General features: G+C 74.3%; 12 protein-coding genes. 9 read left to right on the forward strand and 3 right to left on the reverse strand.

Annotation, left to right across the window (positions count from 1 at the left end; genetic code table 11):
* Positions 1–44 precede the first annotated feature (44 nt).
* The 6 genes from ACZ62B_RS11755 (at position 45) to sucD (ending at position 8,566) form a co-directional block, all read left to right on the forward strand.
* Positions 45–1,211 carry an ATP-binding protein gene (locus ACZ62B_RS11755; protein WP_468886563.1) on the forward strand — a complete coding sequence of 389 codons (1,167 nt, stop codon included), beginning with the start codon at positions 45–47 and terminating at the stop codon, positions 1,209–1,211.
* Positions 1,208–3,574: a DUF5682 family protein gene (locus ACZ62B_RS11760; RefSeq protein ID WP_469690042.1), complete on the forward strand. Its 2,367-nt coding sequence runs from the start codon at positions 1,208–1,210 to the stop codon at positions 3,572–3,574. The genes ACZ62B_RS11755 and ACZ62B_RS11760 overlap by 4 nt, the downstream gene beginning before the upstream one ends.
* Positions 3,571–4,752 (forward strand): vWA domain-containing protein, encoded by a 1,182-nt coding sequence (locus ACZ62B_RS11765; protein WP_469690044.1) that lies wholly within the window; start codon positions 3,571–3,573, stop codon positions 4,750–4,752. Before ACZ62B_RS11760 ends, ACZ62B_RS11765 begins: the two co-directional genes overlap by 4 nt.
* Before the next feature lie 157 nt (positions 4,753–4,909).
* Positions 4,910–5,947 (forward strand): hypothetical protein, encoded by a 1,038-nt coding sequence (locus tag ACZ62B_RS11770; RefSeq protein ID WP_469690046.1) that lies wholly within the window; start codon positions 4,910–4,912, stop codon positions 5,945–5,947.
* Positions 5,948–6,478: 531 nt separating this feature from the next.
* Entirely contained in the window at positions 6,479–7,660 is a 1,182-nt protein-coding gene (sucC, locus tag ACZ62B_RS11775; RefSeq protein WP_344557764.1) for an ADP-forming succinate--CoA ligase subunit beta, read from the forward strand.
* A 21-nt stretch (positions 7,661–7,681) separates the two neighbouring features.
* Positions 7,682–8,566, forward strand: coding sequence for a succinate--CoA ligase subunit alpha (gene sucD, locus ACZ62B_RS11780; protein WP_030871259.1), 885 nt, complete (start codon positions 7,682–7,684; stop codon positions 8,564–8,566).
* A gap of 125 nt (positions 8,567–8,691) precedes the next feature.
* On the opposite strand, the gene ACZ62B_RS11785 is transcribed toward sucD, so the two are convergent.
* Positions 8,692–9,864: a helix-turn-helix domain-containing protein gene (locus ACZ62B_RS11785; RefSeq protein WP_468884582.1), complete on the reverse strand. Its 1,173-nt coding sequence runs from the start codon at positions 9,862–9,864 to the stop codon at positions 8,692–8,694.
* Between the two features lie 96 nt (positions 9,865–9,960).
* On the opposite strand from ACZ62B_RS11785, the gene ACZ62B_RS11790 reads away from it, so the two are divergent.
* On the forward strand, positions 9,961–11,817 hold the full coding sequence (locus ACZ62B_RS11790; RefSeq protein ID WP_469690049.1) for a cell division protein PerM: 1,857 nt from the start codon (positions 9,961–9,963) through the stop codon (positions 11,815–11,817).
* A 9-nt stretch (positions 11,818–11,826) separates the two neighbouring features.
* Here the strand turns inward: ACZ62B_RS11790 and ACZ62B_RS11795 are convergent, their stop codons facing one another.
* Complete coding sequence (locus ACZ62B_RS11795) at positions 11,827–12,591, reverse strand: hypothetical protein (RefSeq protein ID WP_344557757.1); 765 nt, start codon at positions 12,589–12,591, stop codon at positions 11,827–11,829.
* 374 nt (positions 12,592–12,965) lie between these two features.
* On the opposite strand from ACZ62B_RS11795, the gene purN reads away from it, so the two are divergent.
* The gene (purN, locus tag ACZ62B_RS11800; RefSeq protein ID WP_073932666.1) at positions 12,966–13,604 is read left to right on the forward strand and encodes a phosphoribosylglycinamide formyltransferase; all 639 of its coding nucleotides are present in this window, start codon (positions 12,966–12,968) and stop codon (positions 13,602–13,604) included.
* Entirely contained in the window at positions 13,601–15,163 is a 1,563-nt protein-coding gene (purH, locus tag ACZ62B_RS11805; protein WP_468722094.1) for a bifunctional phosphoribosylaminoimidazolecarboxamide formyltransferase/IMP cyclohydrolase, read from the forward strand. Before purN ends, purH begins: the two co-directional genes overlap by 4 nt.
* 49 nt (positions 15,164–15,212) lie before the next feature.
* Here purH and ACZ62B_RS11810 read toward each other — a convergent pair whose 3' ends face one another.
* The gene (locus ACZ62B_RS11810) at positions 15,213–15,962 is read right to left on the reverse strand and encodes an ALF repeat-containing protein (RefSeq protein ID WP_468884575.1); all 750 of its coding nucleotides are present in this window, start codon (positions 15,960–15,962) and stop codon (positions 15,213–15,215) included.
* Positions 15,963–16,226 lie beyond the last annotated feature (264 nt).

Genomic DNA, 16,226 nt, shown 5'->3' on the forward strand with positions numbered 1-16,226 from the left:
TTGGTGGCAGATCCGAACCGGCCGAGCTGGAGGGGGACTCCGCCATGACTGTGTCCGTTGGACCGACGCCCGTCGACCCGACGCGGGACGGCTCCGCGCCCGCGAACGCCGTACCCGCGACCGCGTCGCCCGCGCAGACGCTGCGCCCGCACGCCGAGGACGCCTTCGCCGCCGAACTCGCCGCGCTGGCGGCGCGGGACGACCGTCCCCGCCCCGCCCGCTGGCGGCTGTCGCCGTGGGCCGTCGCCACCTACCTGCTCGGCGGCACGCTGCCGGACGGCACGGTCATCACGCCGAAGTACATCGGTCCGCGCCGCATCGTCGAGGTCGCGGTGACCACCCTCGCCACCGACCGCGCCCTGCTCCTGCTCGGCGTGCCCGGCACCGCCAAGACCTGGGTCTCCGAGCACCTGGCCGCCGCGGTCAGCGGCGACTCCACCCTGCTCGTGCAGGGCACGGCCGGCACCCCGGAGGAGGCCATCCGCTACGGCTGGAACTACGCCCGGCTGCTCGCCCACGGCCCCAGCCGCGACGCCCTCGTGCCCAGCCCGGTGATGCGGGCCATGGCGGAGGGCATGACGGCCCGCGTCGAGGAGCTGACCCGCATCCCGGCCGACGTCCAGGACACACTGATCACCCTCCTGTCGGAGAAGACGCTGCCGATACCGGAGCTGGGCCAGGAGGTGCAGGCGGTCCGCGGCTTCAACCTGATCGCCACGGCCAACGACCGCGACCGCGGGGTCAACGACCTGTCCAGCGCCCTGCGCCGCCGCTTCAACACCGTGGTGCTGCCGCTGCCGGAGACCCCGGAGGCGGAGGTCGACATCGTCGCGCGCCGGGTCGACCAGATCGGCCGCTCCCTCGACCTGCCGGCCGTGCCCGACGGCATCGACGAGATCCGCCGGGTCGTCACCGTCTTCCGCGAACTGCGCGACGGGGTCACCACCGACGGCCGTACGAAGCTCAAGTCGCCCAGCGGCACCCTGTCGACCGCCGAGGCGATCTCCGTCGTCACGGGCGGGCTGGCACTCGCCGCCCACTTCGGCGACGGCGTGCTGCGGGCCGGCGACGTCGCCGCGGGCATCCTCGGCGCGGTCGTCCGCGACCCGGCGGCGGACCGCGTCGTCTGGCAGGAGTACCTGGAGACCGTGGTCCGCGAGCGCGACGGCTGGAAGGACTTCTACCGGGCCTGCCGGGAGGTCAGTGGATGAACGGCGGGAAGGCGGACACCGCGGGGCCGCTCCTGCTCGGCGTGCGGCATCACGGGCCGGGGTCCGCGCGGGCCGTGCGGGCGGTGCTGGAGGAGGCCCGGCCGGACGCCGTGCTGATCGAGGGCCCGCCGGAGGCGGACGCGCTGGTCCCGCTCGCCGCCGAGGAGGACATGCGACCGCCCGTCGCGCTGCTCGCCCACGCGGTGGACGAACCCGGCCGCTCGGCCTTCTGGCCGCTGGCCGAGTTCTCCCCGGAGTGGGTCGCGCTCCGCTGGGCGCTGGAGCACAAGGTCCCGGCCCGTTTCATCGACCTGCCGGCCACGCACACCCTGGCCTGGGAGGACGACGAGGACCCCGGACCCGGCGCGGGCGACGACGTGCGGGCCGACCCCCTGGGGGCGCTCGCCGAAGCCGCCGGGTACGACGACGCCGAGCGGTGGTGGGAGGACGTCGTCGAGCACCGGGGCGTGGGCGAGGGGGACGCGATGGCGTCGTTCACCGCGCTCGAGGAGGCCATGACCGCGCTGCGGGAGGAGCACGGAAACGGGGGACACCGGCGGGACCTCGTGCGCGAGGCGCACATGCGGCTGCGGATCCGGGCGGCGCGGCGGGAGTTCGAGGACGGCGTGGCCGTGGTCTGCGGGGCCTGGCACGTGCCGGCGCTGCGGCGGAAGGCCACCGTCGCCGCCGACCGCGCCCTGCTGAAAGGGCTGCCCAAGGTGAAGACGGACATGACCTGGGTGCCCTGGACCCACCGCAGACTCTCCCGGACGAGCGGCTACGGCGCGGGCATCGACTCCCCGGGCTGGTACGGGCATCTGTTCGGCGCCCTGGACCGGCCGGTCGAGCGGTGGCTGACCAAGGTGGCCGGGCTGCTGCGGGCCGAGGACCGGACCGTCTCCCCCGCGCACGTCATCGAGGCCGTACGGCTGGCGGAGACCCTCGCCGTGCTGCGCGGACGTCCGCTGCCCGGCCTGAGCGAGACGACCGACGCCGTGCGGGCGGTGATGTGCGAGGGCTCCGACGTGCCGCTGGCACTGGTGCACGACCGGCTGGTCGTCGGCGACGTGCTCGGGGAGGTGCCGGCGACGGCACCCGCCGTGCCGTTGCAGCGGGACCTCGCGCGGATCCAGCGCCGGCTGCGGCTGAAACCCGAGGCCGGGGAGCGGGAGCTGGAACTCGACCTGCGCAAGGAGACCGACGCGGAGCGCGGCAGACTGCTGCACCGGCTGCGGCTGCTCGGCATCGGCTGGGGAGAACCGGCCGCCGCGCACGGCGGCACGGGGACCTTCCGGGAGACCTGGCGGCTGCGCTGGGAGCCCGAGCTGTCCGTGCGGGTCGCCGAGGCCGGGGTGTGGGGGACGACCGTGCTCGCCGCCGCGACCGCCAAGGCGGAGGCGGACGCCGTCGGCGCGCGGGGCCTCGCCGAGGTCACCGGGCTCGCCGAGCGCTGCCTGCTGGCCGCACTGCCCGAGGCGCTGCCCACGGTGATGCGGATCCTCACCGACCGCGCGGCCCTCGACACGGACGTAGGCCATCTCGCCCAGGCGCTGCCCGCCCTGGTCCGCTCGCTGCGCTACGGCGACGTGCGCGGCACCGACACCGCGGCACTGGCCGGGGTCGCCGCCGGTCTCGCCGAGCGGATCTTCGTCGGACTGCCCCCGGCCTGCGCGGCGCTGGACGCGGACGCCGCCGAGGAGATGCGGCGCCATGTCGACGCGGTGCACGGCGCGGTGGCCCTCCTCGGCGACGCCCCCGCACCGGGCCACGGGAAGCTGCGCTCCCGCTGGCGGTCGGTGCTGCGGACCCTGTCCGCACGCGACACCGTGCCCGGCGTCGTACGGGGGCGGTCCGTGCGGCTGCTGCTGGACGACGGGGAGCTGGCGCAGGACGAGGCGGCGCGGCTCATGGGGCTCGTGCTGTCGCCGGGCACGCCGCCGGCGGACGCGGCCGCGTGGATCGAGGGCTTCGTCGGCGGCGGCTCGGGCGGCGGACTGCTCCTGGTCCACGACGAGCGGCTGCTCGGGCTGGTCGACACCTGGCTGACGGGCGTACCGGCGGAGGCGTTCACGGACGTACTGCCGCTGCTGCGGCGGACGTTCTCGGCGTACGAGCCGGGGGTACGGCGCACCCTCGGCGAACTGGTCCGGCGCGGACCGGGGGCACGCGGGAGCGTGGCGGCCGCGATGTCCGGCACCCCCGGCTTCGCCCCCGAACCCGACACCGCCCGCGCGGACGCCGTGCTGCCGGTCCTGCGGCTGCTGCTCGGGCCGACCGGGGACGACGGGAACGGCGGGGACGACGGGAACGGCGGGGACGACGGGGGAGCGCGTGACGGACAACCGGCGGGGGTGACGGCATGACGGACACACAGGGCGAGGCGGCCACGACGACGGACCCGGCGCGGGAGCGGCTGCGGCGCTGGCGGCTCGTGCTCGGCGGGGACCCGGCCGACGGGACCGGACACGCGCTGTCCGGGCAGGACGCCGCGATGGACGGAGCGCTCGCCGCGCTCTACGGCAAGGGGGACAAACCGCAGGCGGGCCGGGACCGTTCGGCGGGGCTCGGCGCGTCGGCACCCTCGGTGGCCCGCTGGCTCGGGGACATCCGGACCTACTTCCCCTCCTCCGTCGTCCAGGTCATGCAGCGCGACGCCATCGACCGGCTCGGCCTCGCCACGCTCCTGCTGGAACCGGAGATGCTGGAGGCCGTCGAGGCCGACGTCCACCTCGTCGGCACACTGCTGTCGCTGAACAAGGCGATGCCGGAGACGACGAAGGAGACGGCACGCGCGGTCGTGCGCAAGGTCGTCGAGGACCTGGAGAAGCGGCTCGCCACCCGCACCCGGGCCACCCTCACCGGCGCCCTCGACCGCAGCGCCCGCGTCAGCCGGCCACGCCACCACGACATCGACTGGAACCGCACGATCGCCGCCAACCTCAAGCACTACCTCCCGGAGCACCGGACGGTCGTGCCCGAGCGGCTCGTCGGCTACGGGCGTGCCTCACGGTCGGTGAAGAAGGAGGTCGTCCTCTGCGTCGACCAGTCCGGGTCGATGGCCGCGTCCGTCGTGTACGCGTCGGTGTTCGGGGCGGTGCTCGCCTCCATGCGGTCGATCGACACCCGGCTCGTCGTGTTCGACACGGCGGTCGTCGACCTCACCGACCAGCTCGACGACCCCGTCGACGTGCTCTTCGGCACGCAGTTGGGCGGGGGCACGGACATCAACCGGGCGCTGGCGTACTGCCAGTCGCGGATCACCCGGCCCGCCGAGACGGTGGTCGTGCTGATCAGCGACCTCTACGAAGGGGGGATACGCGACGAGATGCTCAAGCGGGTGGCGGCGATGCAGGCGTCGGGGGTGCGGTTCGTGACGCTGCTCGCGCTGTCCGACGAGGGGGCGCCCGCGTACGACAGGGAGCACGCGGCGGCGCTCGCCGCGCTGGGCGCACCGGCGTTCGCCTGCACACCCGATCTGTTCCCGGAGGTGATGGCGGCGGCGATCGAGAAGCGGCCGTTGCCGATACCGGACGCGGGATGAGGAGCGAACTCGGGCCGGTGAAAACGGACATGAGTACCCATCGGTAACGGAGGGCTTGCGCAACCTCGGGAGTCGCGTGCAAGGATCGGCGCTGTTCGATTACAGGGACCCGTGAAGTGTCTTCAGCCGTCCCGCCGCCCGGGAGGACCCGCCCCCCTTGACCTGGTCAGCAGCCGTGCCCGGTGCCGCTCTGCGCGCGATGCGCACGGTGGCCGGGTGGCGTGCGGTCCGGTTGGCGCTGCTGGTGGGCGCGGTGTTCGTGCTCGGCGTGCTGTGCGGGGAGCGGGCGCGGGCGGCGGACGGCGGGCCGGTCGGGGGAACCTCCTCCGCCGTCGGGGTCTCCGCCACCGGGGCCGTCACCGCCGGGGCCTCCACCACCGGGCCCGTCACCGTCGGGTCCGTCACCGTCGGGTCCGTGGTGTCGGCCGGCTCGGACACCGCGCCCGACCCGGACTCCAACGGTCCCGCGTCGGTCGTCGAAGCCCTCACCGCGCCGCGCCCGGACGCGGCCGACCCGATCCGCCCGCTGACCGGGGCCGTGGTCCGGTCCGTGGACGAGCGGGTCGTACGGCCGGTCGGGGAACTGGCCGGAACGGTGGCCGACCGGCTGGACGAGGCGACACCAGGGGAGCTCCCCGCCCTGCCCACGCTCCCCGCCCTGCCCACGCTCCCCGGCCTTGAGCAGCCCGCGCCGCTGCCGGAACTCCCGCACCTGCCCGACGCGCCGGGGCAGCCGCTTCCCGGGCCGAGCACGCCCGGCCCGCAGCCGGGCAGCTCGGCGCCGCCGCCCGACGCGCCGGTGCAGGACGTCCCGGACGAGCCGAAGGGGCCGGACGGACCGTCCGGGGCCCCGGGACCGGTCGCCGGCCCCGTCGCCCACGGCCCGGAGCCGTCCCGTGCCGTCGGCGCGACGCACGACGACCACGGACACCGACCCGCGCGGGACGCCGTACGGGAAGCCGTGCGGGCCGGTGCCCCCGCCCCGGCCCCCGCACCGCACGCTCCCGCCGGTCGGCCGGACGGTACGGCGGGCAGCCGCTCGGCCGTGGACCACGGCACGCCGCGCCACGGTGACGCCTGCGCCGTCACCGCACATCACCGGCCGCCGCTCCGGCTCGTACCCGGCGCCGCCGAGCGCGCCGAGGCGACCGGCACGCGGGACCCGTACCGGGACGTTCCGGTCTCACCCGCTTAGGGCCGGCCCCTCCCTCACCGCGGACACCTGTGCGCGAGGGCGGCGCGGCAGCCCGCACGCCCCGGCGCCCTCCGTGTCCCACCCGTGCCCGACTCACGGGCGACGAAGGCTCCGCGGGGCATCAGGACCCGGACAGCCGAAAGCCGTCGGTCTGTCCGGCCGGAACCTCGTGGAGGGGCGGCCGGCCCCCATTGGGGTGGGGGCCGGCCACCCCGCATCCCGGGAAACAGGGCGTTCACCGCCCCTCCGGGCTGTTCCAAAGGGCCTCACCGGGCCAACCCCAGTCCGGTGAGGCCCCTCACACCAGGCACGCCGTGCCAGAGATGGAGGCATCATGTGACAGGTATCACCGCTCACGTGTGACCCGCGATTTAGAGAGGCCACCCAAGCGGCGATAACCTGCGAGACGGACATGCCGCGCGCTCGGACACCGTGTGCGCCTCCCTTGTGACACAGCGGACGTCACGTTGCCCTTCGCGGCACGCCCACGCATCCAACGAACCGCGAGATCACTGATAGGGACGGAAGCGCGTGGACCTGTTCGAGTACCAGGCGAGGGACCTCTTCGCCAAGCACGATGTACCGGTGCTGGCCGGTGAAGTCATCGACACGCCTGAGGCGGCCCGCGCAGCCACCGAGCGTCTCGGTGGCAAGTCCGTCGTCAAGGCCCAGGTGAAGGTCGGCGGTCGCGGCAAGGCCGGCGGCGTCAAGCTCGCCGCGACCCCGGACGAGGCCGTCGCCCGCGCGACGGACATCCTCGGCATGGACATCAAGGGCCACACGGTCCACAAGGTGATGATCGCCGAGACGGCCCCGGAGATCCTGGAGGAGTACTACGTCTCCTTCCTCCTCGACCGTGCCAACCGCACCTTCCTCTCCATCGCCTCCGTCGAGGGCGGCATGGAGATCGAGGAGGTGGCGGCCACCCGCCCCGAGGCCGTCGCCAAGACGCCGATCGACGCCAACGAGGGTGTGACCCCCGCCAAGGCCCGCGAGATCGTCGAGGCCGCGAACTTCCCGGCGGAGGTCGCCGACAAGGTCGCCGACGTCCTGGTCACCCTGTGGAAGACCTTCGTCGCCGAGGACGCGCTCCTCGTCGAGGTCAACCCGCTGGCCAAGGTCGCCTCCGGTGACGTCATCGCCCTGGACGGCAAGGTCTCCCTGGACGAGAACGCCGAGTTCCGCCAGCCGGAGCACGAGGCCCTCCAGGACAAGGCGTCGGCCAACCCGCTCGAGGCGGCCGCCAAGGAGAAGAACCTCAACTACGTCAAGCTCGACGGCGAGGTCGGCATCATCGGCAACGGCGCGGGTCTCGTCATGAGCACCCTGGACGTCGTCGCCTACGCCGGTGAGGCGCACGGCGGCGTCAAGCCCGCCAACTTCCTCGACATCGGTGGTGGTGCGTCCGCCGCCGTCATGGCGAACGGCCTGGAGATCATCCTCGGCGACCCGGACGTCAAGTCCGTCTTCGTCAACGTCTTCGGCGGCATCACCGCCTGCGACGAGGTCGCCAACGGCATCGTGCAGGCGCTTCAGCTGCTCGCGGACAAGGGCGAGGAAGTCACCAAGCCCCTCGTCGTCCGCCTCGACGGCAACAACGCCGAGCTGGGTCGCAAGATCCTCTCCGACGCCAACCACCCGCTGGTGCAGCGCGTGGACACCATGGACGGCGCGGCCGACAAGGCCGCCGAGCTCGCGGCTGCTGCGAAGTAAGGGACGAGGGACTACACAGCCATGGCTATCTTCCTCAACAAGGACAGCAAGGTCATCGTCCAGGGCATGACCGGTGCCACGGGCATGAAGCACACCAAGCTCATGCTGGCCGACGGCACGAACATCGTCGGTGGCGTGAACCCGCGCAAGGCCGGCACGTCCGTCGACATCGACGGCAACGAGATCCCGGTCTTCGGCACGGTCGCCGAGGCGATGGAGAAGACGGGCGCCAACGTGTCCGTGCTCTTCGTCCCGCCGGCCTTCGCCAAGGCCGCCGTCGTCGAGGCCATCGACGCCGAGATCCCGCTCGCGGTCGTCATCACCGAGGGCATCGCGGTGCACGACTCCGCCGCGTTCTACGCGTACGCCGTGGAGAAGGGCAACAAGACCCGGATCATCGGCCCGAACTGCCCGGGTCTGATCACCCCCGGCCAGTCGAACGCCGGCATCATCCCGGGCGACATCACCAAGCCGGGCCGCATCGGCCTGGTCTCGAAGTCCGGCACGCTGACGTACCAGATGATGTACGAGCTGCGTGACATCGGCTTCTCCTCGGCCGTGGGCATCGGTGGCGACCCGGTCATCGGCACCACGCACATCGACGCGCTCGCCGCGTTCGAGGCCGACCCCGACACCGACCTGATCGTGATGATCGGTGAGATCGGCGGCGACGCCGAGGAGCGGGCCGCGGCCTTCATCAAGGAGAACGTGAAGAAGCCGGTCGTCGGCTACGTCGCGGGCTTCACCGCGCCCGAGGGCAAGACCATGGGCCACGCCGGCGCCATCGTCTCCGGCTCCTCCGGCACGGCCGCCGCGAAGAAGGAGGCCCTCGAGGCCGCCGGCGTCAAGGTCGGCAAGACCCCGACCGAGACGGCGAAGCTGGCGCGCGCGATCCTCGCCGGCTGAGCCACGGCCGGTCCACAGCTGAACCACGGCCGAGCCGCCGCCGGGTCACCGGCGCGGGGCGACACCGTACGGGTGGGCCCGTTCCCCGCAGTGGGGGACGGGCCCACCGTCGTCTCCGCACCGGGTCACCGCGCCTGCGGCGCCAGCCGTTCCGGTCCCCGCGGCAACTCCTTCCGCAGCCGGTCGCGCAGCTCCCGGTCGTCCTCCGAGAGGGGCCCGGGCGCCACCCGCGGCGGAACGCCCCGCACCGTCTCGCCCGGCGGCACCGGTGGCTCGTAGCCGGTCGGGGCCGTGTGCAGGGTGAGCGCCGTGGAGCCGATCAGCGCGACCGTGAACGCGACGGCGGCCCGGGTCCAGAACCGGGCCCGGCGCTCGCTGCCGCCGCGCACCACCGGCGGCTCGGCCGCCCGCAGCCGCCCGGTGAAGGCCGGCCCGGCCAGCCGCCGGCGCAGCTCGTCCGGGTCCGACAGTTCCGGGAGCCGGGCGGCGACGGTCTCGCGCGCGTACGTCAGCCGGCCGGCCGTCGCCCGGGTGCTGGCCTCCGTCTCCGCCGCCGTCTCGGGCAGACCGAGGCCGAGGCCGTCGTACAGCAGGAGCGTGCGGCGGTACGGCGGCGGCAGGCGCAGCAGCGTCTCCAGGAGCACCCGGTCGTCCTCGTCGGGGGGCGGCGGTTCGGGCTGCCGGTGGCGGCGGCGGTACCGGTGCCACGGGGAGAGCGCCCACTCGTACGCCGCCGCGCGCACCCAGCCGGCCGGGTCCGGGTCCCGGGCCACCTCGGGCCAGCGGTCCCAGGCGAGCTGGAAGGCCCGCTCCACGGACTCGCGGGCGAGTGCGCGGCGGCCGGTGAGCAGATAGGCCTGCCGGACGAGGGCGGGGGCGCAGAAGGAGTACAGGGCGTCGAAGGCCTGAGCGGGCGTCAGGCACTCCTGGTGGGGGGCGGACGACGGCGGGGGCGCCTGCGCGAACGCGGAGGGTTCCGGCGCGACCGCGCCGAGACGGCCGTCGCCGCCCGGTTCCTCCAGGCACACCGTCACCACCGCCGCGGCCTCCTCCTGCCGGACGGGGGCGGACTCCCGGGTCCCGCCGTCGGCGGCCCCTTCCGCCAAGCCGGCCAGCAGCTTCGCGTACGCCTCCCGGTTCCGGCCGCGCGGTGTGCTGCGGCCGGACTCCCACGCGCGCACCGTCTCGGGCCGGACGCCCACGCGTTCCGCGAGCTGACGTCGCGTCAGCGAGGCCGCCGTGCGCAGGCGTCGGCGTTCGTCGGGTGGGGGGAGGGGGGTGGCGGGGCTCCGTGTCACTGGGCGCCCCTCCGTCCAGAAAAGTACATAAACATATATTGAGCGACACAACCGCGCTTCGCCCGTTACGCCGGTAAAGCGCGTGTCGTTGGGAGCATGGCGGACGTGACCCAGACGACAGCTCGCCGTACGACGCCGGCCGCCCTGCTCACCCGCCTGCGCGACCGCTCGCCGGGGCTCGCCCCCGCCCTCCTCGGCGGCGCCCTCGCGGCCGGACTGGGGCTCGCGGCGTTCGCCGTCCTCGTGATCCTGCTGTGGATCAGCTCGCCCTACCCCGACAGCGGACCCGACGGCGCCCTGCACATCGCGGCGGCGCTGTGGCTGCTCGCCCACGGCGCCGAACTGGTCCGCACCGACACGCTCTCCGGCGTCCCCGCACCCGTGGGCGTCCCGCCGCTGCTGCTGCTCGCGCTGCCGGTGTGGCTGCTGCACCGGGCGGCCCGCGACGCGGCGGAGGGCGGCGCGGGCGGCGCCGGCGGCGAGGCCCCGCTCGTCCCCGGCCGTACGGCGTGGGCGGGCGTCCTCCTCGGCTACCTCGCCGTCGGCGCTCCCGCCGCGCTCTACTGTGCGGGCGGCGGGCTGCGGCCGGCGTGGGAGGGGACCGTCGTGTGCGTGCCGCTGGTCGCCGGACTGGCCGCGGGCGCGGGGGTGTGGACGGCGTACGGCCGTCCGAGCGGACCGCTGGAACGGGTGCTGGGCGCGGTGCTGCCGAGGGGCGCACGCCATCTGGTCCTCGGACCGGACGGCCGTCCCGGAGTCGTGGCGCGGGCGGCGGCGGCCGGGGCGACGGTACTGGCCGGCGGCGGGGCGCTGCTCCTCGTGGTCTCGCTGGGATGGCACGGAGGGGAGACCCGGCAGGCGTTCCTGCGGCTGACGGAGGGCTGGTCGGGATGGCTGGCGGTGCTGCTGCTCTGCGTCACGCTGGCGCCGAACGCCGCGGTGTGGGCGGCGGCGTACGCCCTCGGCCCCGGCTTCCTCCTCGGGACCGGCGCTCAGGTGACCCCCCTGCTCTCCCCGTCCGCCCCGTCGCTGCCGCCGTTCCCGCTGCTCGCGGCGGTGCCGGACACGGGAGCGGGGACCGCGCCGAACTGGGTGACGGCGGCGCTGCCGGTGACGGCCGGACTGGTGACGGGATGGTTCGTGGGCCGGGGCGCCGCGCGGAGCGGACCGGCGCCCGCCCCCGCCTGGACCGGCGGCCGGACCGTCGGTGCGGCGGGACTGGCGGCCGTGCTGTGCGCGGCCCTGCTGTCCGTGCTCGCCGCGCTCGCGGGCGGGCCGCTGGGCGTGGCCGCGCTCTCCCGGTTCGGCCCGGTGTGGTGGCAGGTGGGAGCCGCGGCACTGGCCTGGCTCACGCTGGTGGCGGTCCCCACGGCCCTGGTGGTACGAGCCTGGCGCCGCCGCCCACCCGGAGGCGAGGCGGGAGACCGGCTCCCGGAGCCGGGATCACCACGGAACCGCCGGACCCCGGGGGAACAGCTCCCGAGTCCCGGATCGCCACGGGACCGTGGGAGCCTGGGGAACCGGCTTCTGAGACCTGGACCGTCACGGGAGCGCCGGGGCTTGGGGAGTCGGCTTCCGAGGGTCGGGTGGTCGCGGGACCGCCGGGCCCCGGAGGGCCGGCTTCTGACTCCCGGACCGCCACGGGAGCGCCGGGGCTCGGGGGGCGGGCTTCTGGGGATCGGGCCGTCGCGGGACCGCCGAATCCCCGGGAAGCGGCCTCCGGAGCCCGGTGCGCCACGGAACCACCGCACCCCGGAGGAGGCGGAGCCGGCGCCGCCCGTACGCGGCAGGACCCTCCCGCCCCTCCCGCGCGACGACCCCGACGAGCCGTACCTGCTCCACCGCACCCGGGAACCCGCGTCCGACCTGTGGGACTGGGACATGCCGTTCGGCGTGCGGGACGCGGTCACCGCCCCCGGTGAGGAGGGCCCCACGTCCGGCGCACGGGAGTGAGGGCGGGTGTCAGCCGTCGTCCCCCAGGAGGTCGCGGAGCTGCTCCGGGAGGAGATCGCTGCAGGACTGGCGGGCTTCCTGGGTGAGGGCGTCGTTGGTGCAGGTGTAGTAGTCGCTGTAGACCAGCTGGGCCGTGAAGGACGCGGCGACCAGGGCGAGCGCCAGCGACCCCGTGACCAGTCCGCTCACCGCGGCCGTGGTCTGCGGGCGGCCCTTCGGCTCGGGCGCCGGGGCGTCCGGGTCCTGCGCGCGGGGCTTGCCGCGCAGAGCGCTGATGCCCCAGTACAGGGCGAGCGCGCCCAGCAGCAGCGCGACGTACGGCCAGCTGAACAGGCCGAAGAAGAAGGCCCACATGCCGGACAGCAGGGCGAGGCGCGCACGGCGCTGGGCCGGGTCCGTGGGGTCCCAGCGCATGCCGGGCCCCTGGGGGCCACCGTCCTGCCCCTCGGGGCCGCGCGGGCGCTCGCCGAAACCGCCGGGGGAGCGGCCGGGCTGCCGGTCGCTCCAGTTCCGGCCCCAGGAGGAGCGGTCGCCGCCCTCCCCGCCGGACGGATGCCTCGGCTGCCAGGGCTGGTCGGGCGTCCCCTCCGGCGGCGGCGCGAACGGATTGTCGTCCTGAGAGCCCTGGGCCCCACGGCGCCCGTCGTCGCCGCCCTCGCCCCGGGGCGCGTCGGGCGGCGAGGCGGGGCGCTCCCGCAGCAGCACGGCGCCCCGCTGCCCTCCCTGGGCGGACTGCTGGGGGAACGTGAGAAGTCGCAGGCTGCGGTCCGGCATCAAGTGAGCGTCTTCCCCTTAATGAAGCACGGCGTGGTCCGGCGTGACCGCCTCGCACGACGTATTCGACTACGACTGGGCTGGTGAACCGGTGCGTTCCCGTCGGCTCTCCGCTGCCCGGGTCCGTCATCCTGTGAACGCCCGGTGCACGGTTCGCGTTCCCACGCGCCCCGACGTTCCAGGACCGGCTCCTCCCAGACGCTACCTCCCGGCCACGCCCCCGTCCCGTGGGGGCCGCCCGGTGTGCCGGTATCGTTGCTGACGGTCGGCCGCTTCGTAGGCTTCCCCGTATCCGGGGGCGCGAAGCATTCGTATGAATACACAAAGCGCTGTGCCGCCGACCGTGCAGACGCTCCCCGAGAAAGGGCCCCACCGTGGCCGCCAAGCCCGTGGCCGAGCGCGCCAGGCGTCTCGTCGTGCTGGTCTCCGGATCCGGCACCAACCTCCAGGCGCTCCTCGACGAGATCGCCGCCACCGGCGCCGAGGCGTACGGGGCCGAGGTCGTGGCCGTCGGCGCCGACCGTGAGGGCATCGAGGGGCTGGCCCGCGCCGAGCGCGCCGGGCTGCCGACCTTCGTGTGCAAGGTCAAGGACCACCCGACCCGCGAGGAGTGGGACGCGGCGCTCGCCGAGGCCGTCGCCGCCCACGAACCCGACCTCGTGGTGTCCGCCGGGTTCATGAAGATCGTGGGGAAGGAGTTCCTCGCGCGCTTCGGCGGGCGGTTCGTCAACACCCACCCCGCCCTGCTGCCCAGTTTCCCCGGAGCCCACGGCGTACGGGACGCACTCGCGTACGGCGCCAAGGTCACCGGCTGCACCGTCCACTTCGTCGACGACGGCGTCGACACCGGGCCGATCATCGCGCAGGGCGTGGTGGAGGTCCGGGACGAGGACGACGAGAGCGCTCTGCACGAGCGCATCAAGGACGTCGAGCGAAGGCTGCTCGTCGAGGTCGTGGGGCTCCTCGCCCGCAACGGCTACCGCATTGAGGGACGAAAGGTAGTTATCCAGTGACCGCCGAGAGCAACAAGCGGGCCATCCGACGGGCGCTCGTCTCCGTCTACGACAAGACCGGCCTCGAGGACCTCGCGCGCGGCCTGCACGAGGCCGGCGTGGAGCTCGTCTCCACCGGGTCCACCGCCGCGAGGATCGCCGCCGCGGGCGTCCCCGTCACCAAGGTCGAGGAGCTCACCGGCTTCCCCGAGTGCCTGGACGGCCGCGTCAAGACCCTCCACCCGAAGGTCCACGCCGGCATCCTCGCCGACCTGCGACTGGAGGACCACCGGCGGCAGCTCGCCGAGCTGGGCGTGGAGCCGTTCGACCTCGTCGTCGTGAACCTCTACCCGTTCCGCGAGACCGTCGCCTCGGGCGCCACGCCCGACGAGTGCGTGGAGCAGATCGACATCGGCGGCCCGTCGATGGTGCGCGCCGCAGCCAAGAACCACCCCTCGGTCGCCGTCGTGACCAGCCCCGCCCGCTACGGCGACGTCCTCGCCGCGGTCCAGGACGGCGGCTTCGACCTCACCACCCGCAAGCGGCTCGCCGCGGAGGCATTCCGGCACACGGCCGCGTACGACGTGGCGGTGGCCTCCTGGTTCGCCTCCGAGTACGCGCCCGTGGACGAGTCGCGGTTCCCGGACTTCCTCGGCGCCACCTGGGAGCGCAAGAACACCCTGCGCTACGGCGAGAACCCGCACCAGCCGGCCGCCCTCTACGTCTCGGGCACGGGCGGCCTCGCCGAGGCCGAGCAGCTGCACGGCAAGGAGATGTCGTACAACAACTACACGGACACGGACGCCGCCCTCCGTGCCGCGTACGACCACGACGGGCCGGCCGTCGCGATCATCAAGCACGCCAACCCCTGCGGCATCGCGACCGGCGCGGACGTCGCCGAGGCGCACCGCAAGGCGCACGCCTGCGACCCGCTGTCGGCGTTCGGCGGTGTGATCGCGGTCAACCGCCCGGTGTCCAAGGAGATGGCCGAGCAGGTCGCGGAGATCTTCACCGAGGTCATCGTCGCGCCGGACTACGAGGAGGGCGCCCTCGACGCCCTCACCAAGAAGAAGAACATCCGCGTCCTGCGCGCCCCCGAGGCCCCGTCCGCCCCGGTCGAGGTCAAGCCGATCGACGGCGGGGCCCTGCTCCAGGTCACCGACCGCCTCCAGGCCGACGGCGACGACCCCGCCACCTGGACGCTGGCCACCGGCGAGGCCCTGACCGAGGCGGAGCTGGCCGACCTCGCCTTCGCCTGGAAGGCGTGCCGCGCGGTGAAGTCCAACGCGATCCTGCTCGCCAAGGACGGCGCCTCCGTCGGCGTCGGCATGGGCCAGGTCAACCGCGTCGACTCCGCGAAGCTGGCGGTGGAGCGGGCGGGTGCCGAGCGCGCGGCCGGTTCCTACGCCGCCTCGGACGCGTTCTTCCCGTTCCCCGACGGCCTGGAGATCCTCACCGAGGCCGGCGTGAAGGCCGTGGTCCAGCCCGGCGGTTCGGTCCGCGACGAGCTGGTCGTCGAGGCCGCGAAGAAGGCGGGCGTGACGATGTACTTCACGGGCACGCGCCACTTCTTCCACTGACGGCTGTCGTCCGCCCGGCCGCTCGTGCGAGCGGCCGGGCGGAGGTGTCCTACTCGTCCACCTCGTACCGGCCGGTCTCCAGGAAGTACCGCAGCTCCTCCGGCGTACCGTCGATGACCTCTTCCGCGGCCGCGCGGAGGGCGTCGCTGATGTCCGCATCGGCCAGCATCCGCGCGACGGCCACGCGGTCGTCCTCGGCCTGCGCGAGCCGGTAGCCGGTCTCCAGCCAGGTGCGGAGCTTTTCGGGGGTGGGCGCGTCGAGGAGTGCGTAGATCTCCTGCTTGACGCGCTTTCCGGCGTAGGGCTTGCCGAGGATGGTGAAGAGGGTGACCTTGTCGTCCTCGTACCGGGCGAGGCGGTAGCCGGTTTCGAGGAAGGCGCGGGCGGCTTCCGGGGTGCCTGCTTCGAGGGCTTCGGTGGCTTCGCGTATGACGCCCTTGCCGGAGTCGGGCTTGCCGAGGATGGTGAAGATGGCGACCCGGTCGTCCTCGAACTGCGCGAGCCGGTAACCGGTCCTGAGGAACTCGCGCATGTCCTCCACGGTGCCGTCGAGGGCCTCGTTCGCCTCCCGCTCGACGCCCCTGCCGGAGTCCGGGTCGGCCAGGACGCGGGCGATGGCGGCACGCAGCTCCTCCTCCGACATCTCGTCCACCGGCGTACCGGGGTCGTCCGCGGCGGCCGACGCCGTGACGGCGACGGGAGCCGGCGCCGAGTCCGCGGCGAACGCCGGACCGGTGAGAAGGAGGGCCGGCGTGAGCGCGGCGGCGGCCACCGCCAGAACACCGCGGGTCAGTCTCATGCGTGAACCTGCCTGTTCGGTAAGGGCTTTCACGGAAGACGGCGACTGCCGTCCCGAACATCCTTTCACCGTCCCGGACCGGAGATCACTGCCGGACACAGGCAGTCCTGACGGCCCGTCATTGCCGGAACGCCCTCGGACCGTGACGCCTGCCGTCGGGGGACGCGGCGGGGGGGGGGGGGGGGGGGGGGGGGGGGGGGGGGGGGGGGGGGAGGGGGGGGGGGTGGGTTGCGGCTGGGGCAGCGACACCAGTAGCGCAGATCT

This window comes from Streptomyces sp. NPDC053426 (genome assembly GCF_055585405.1).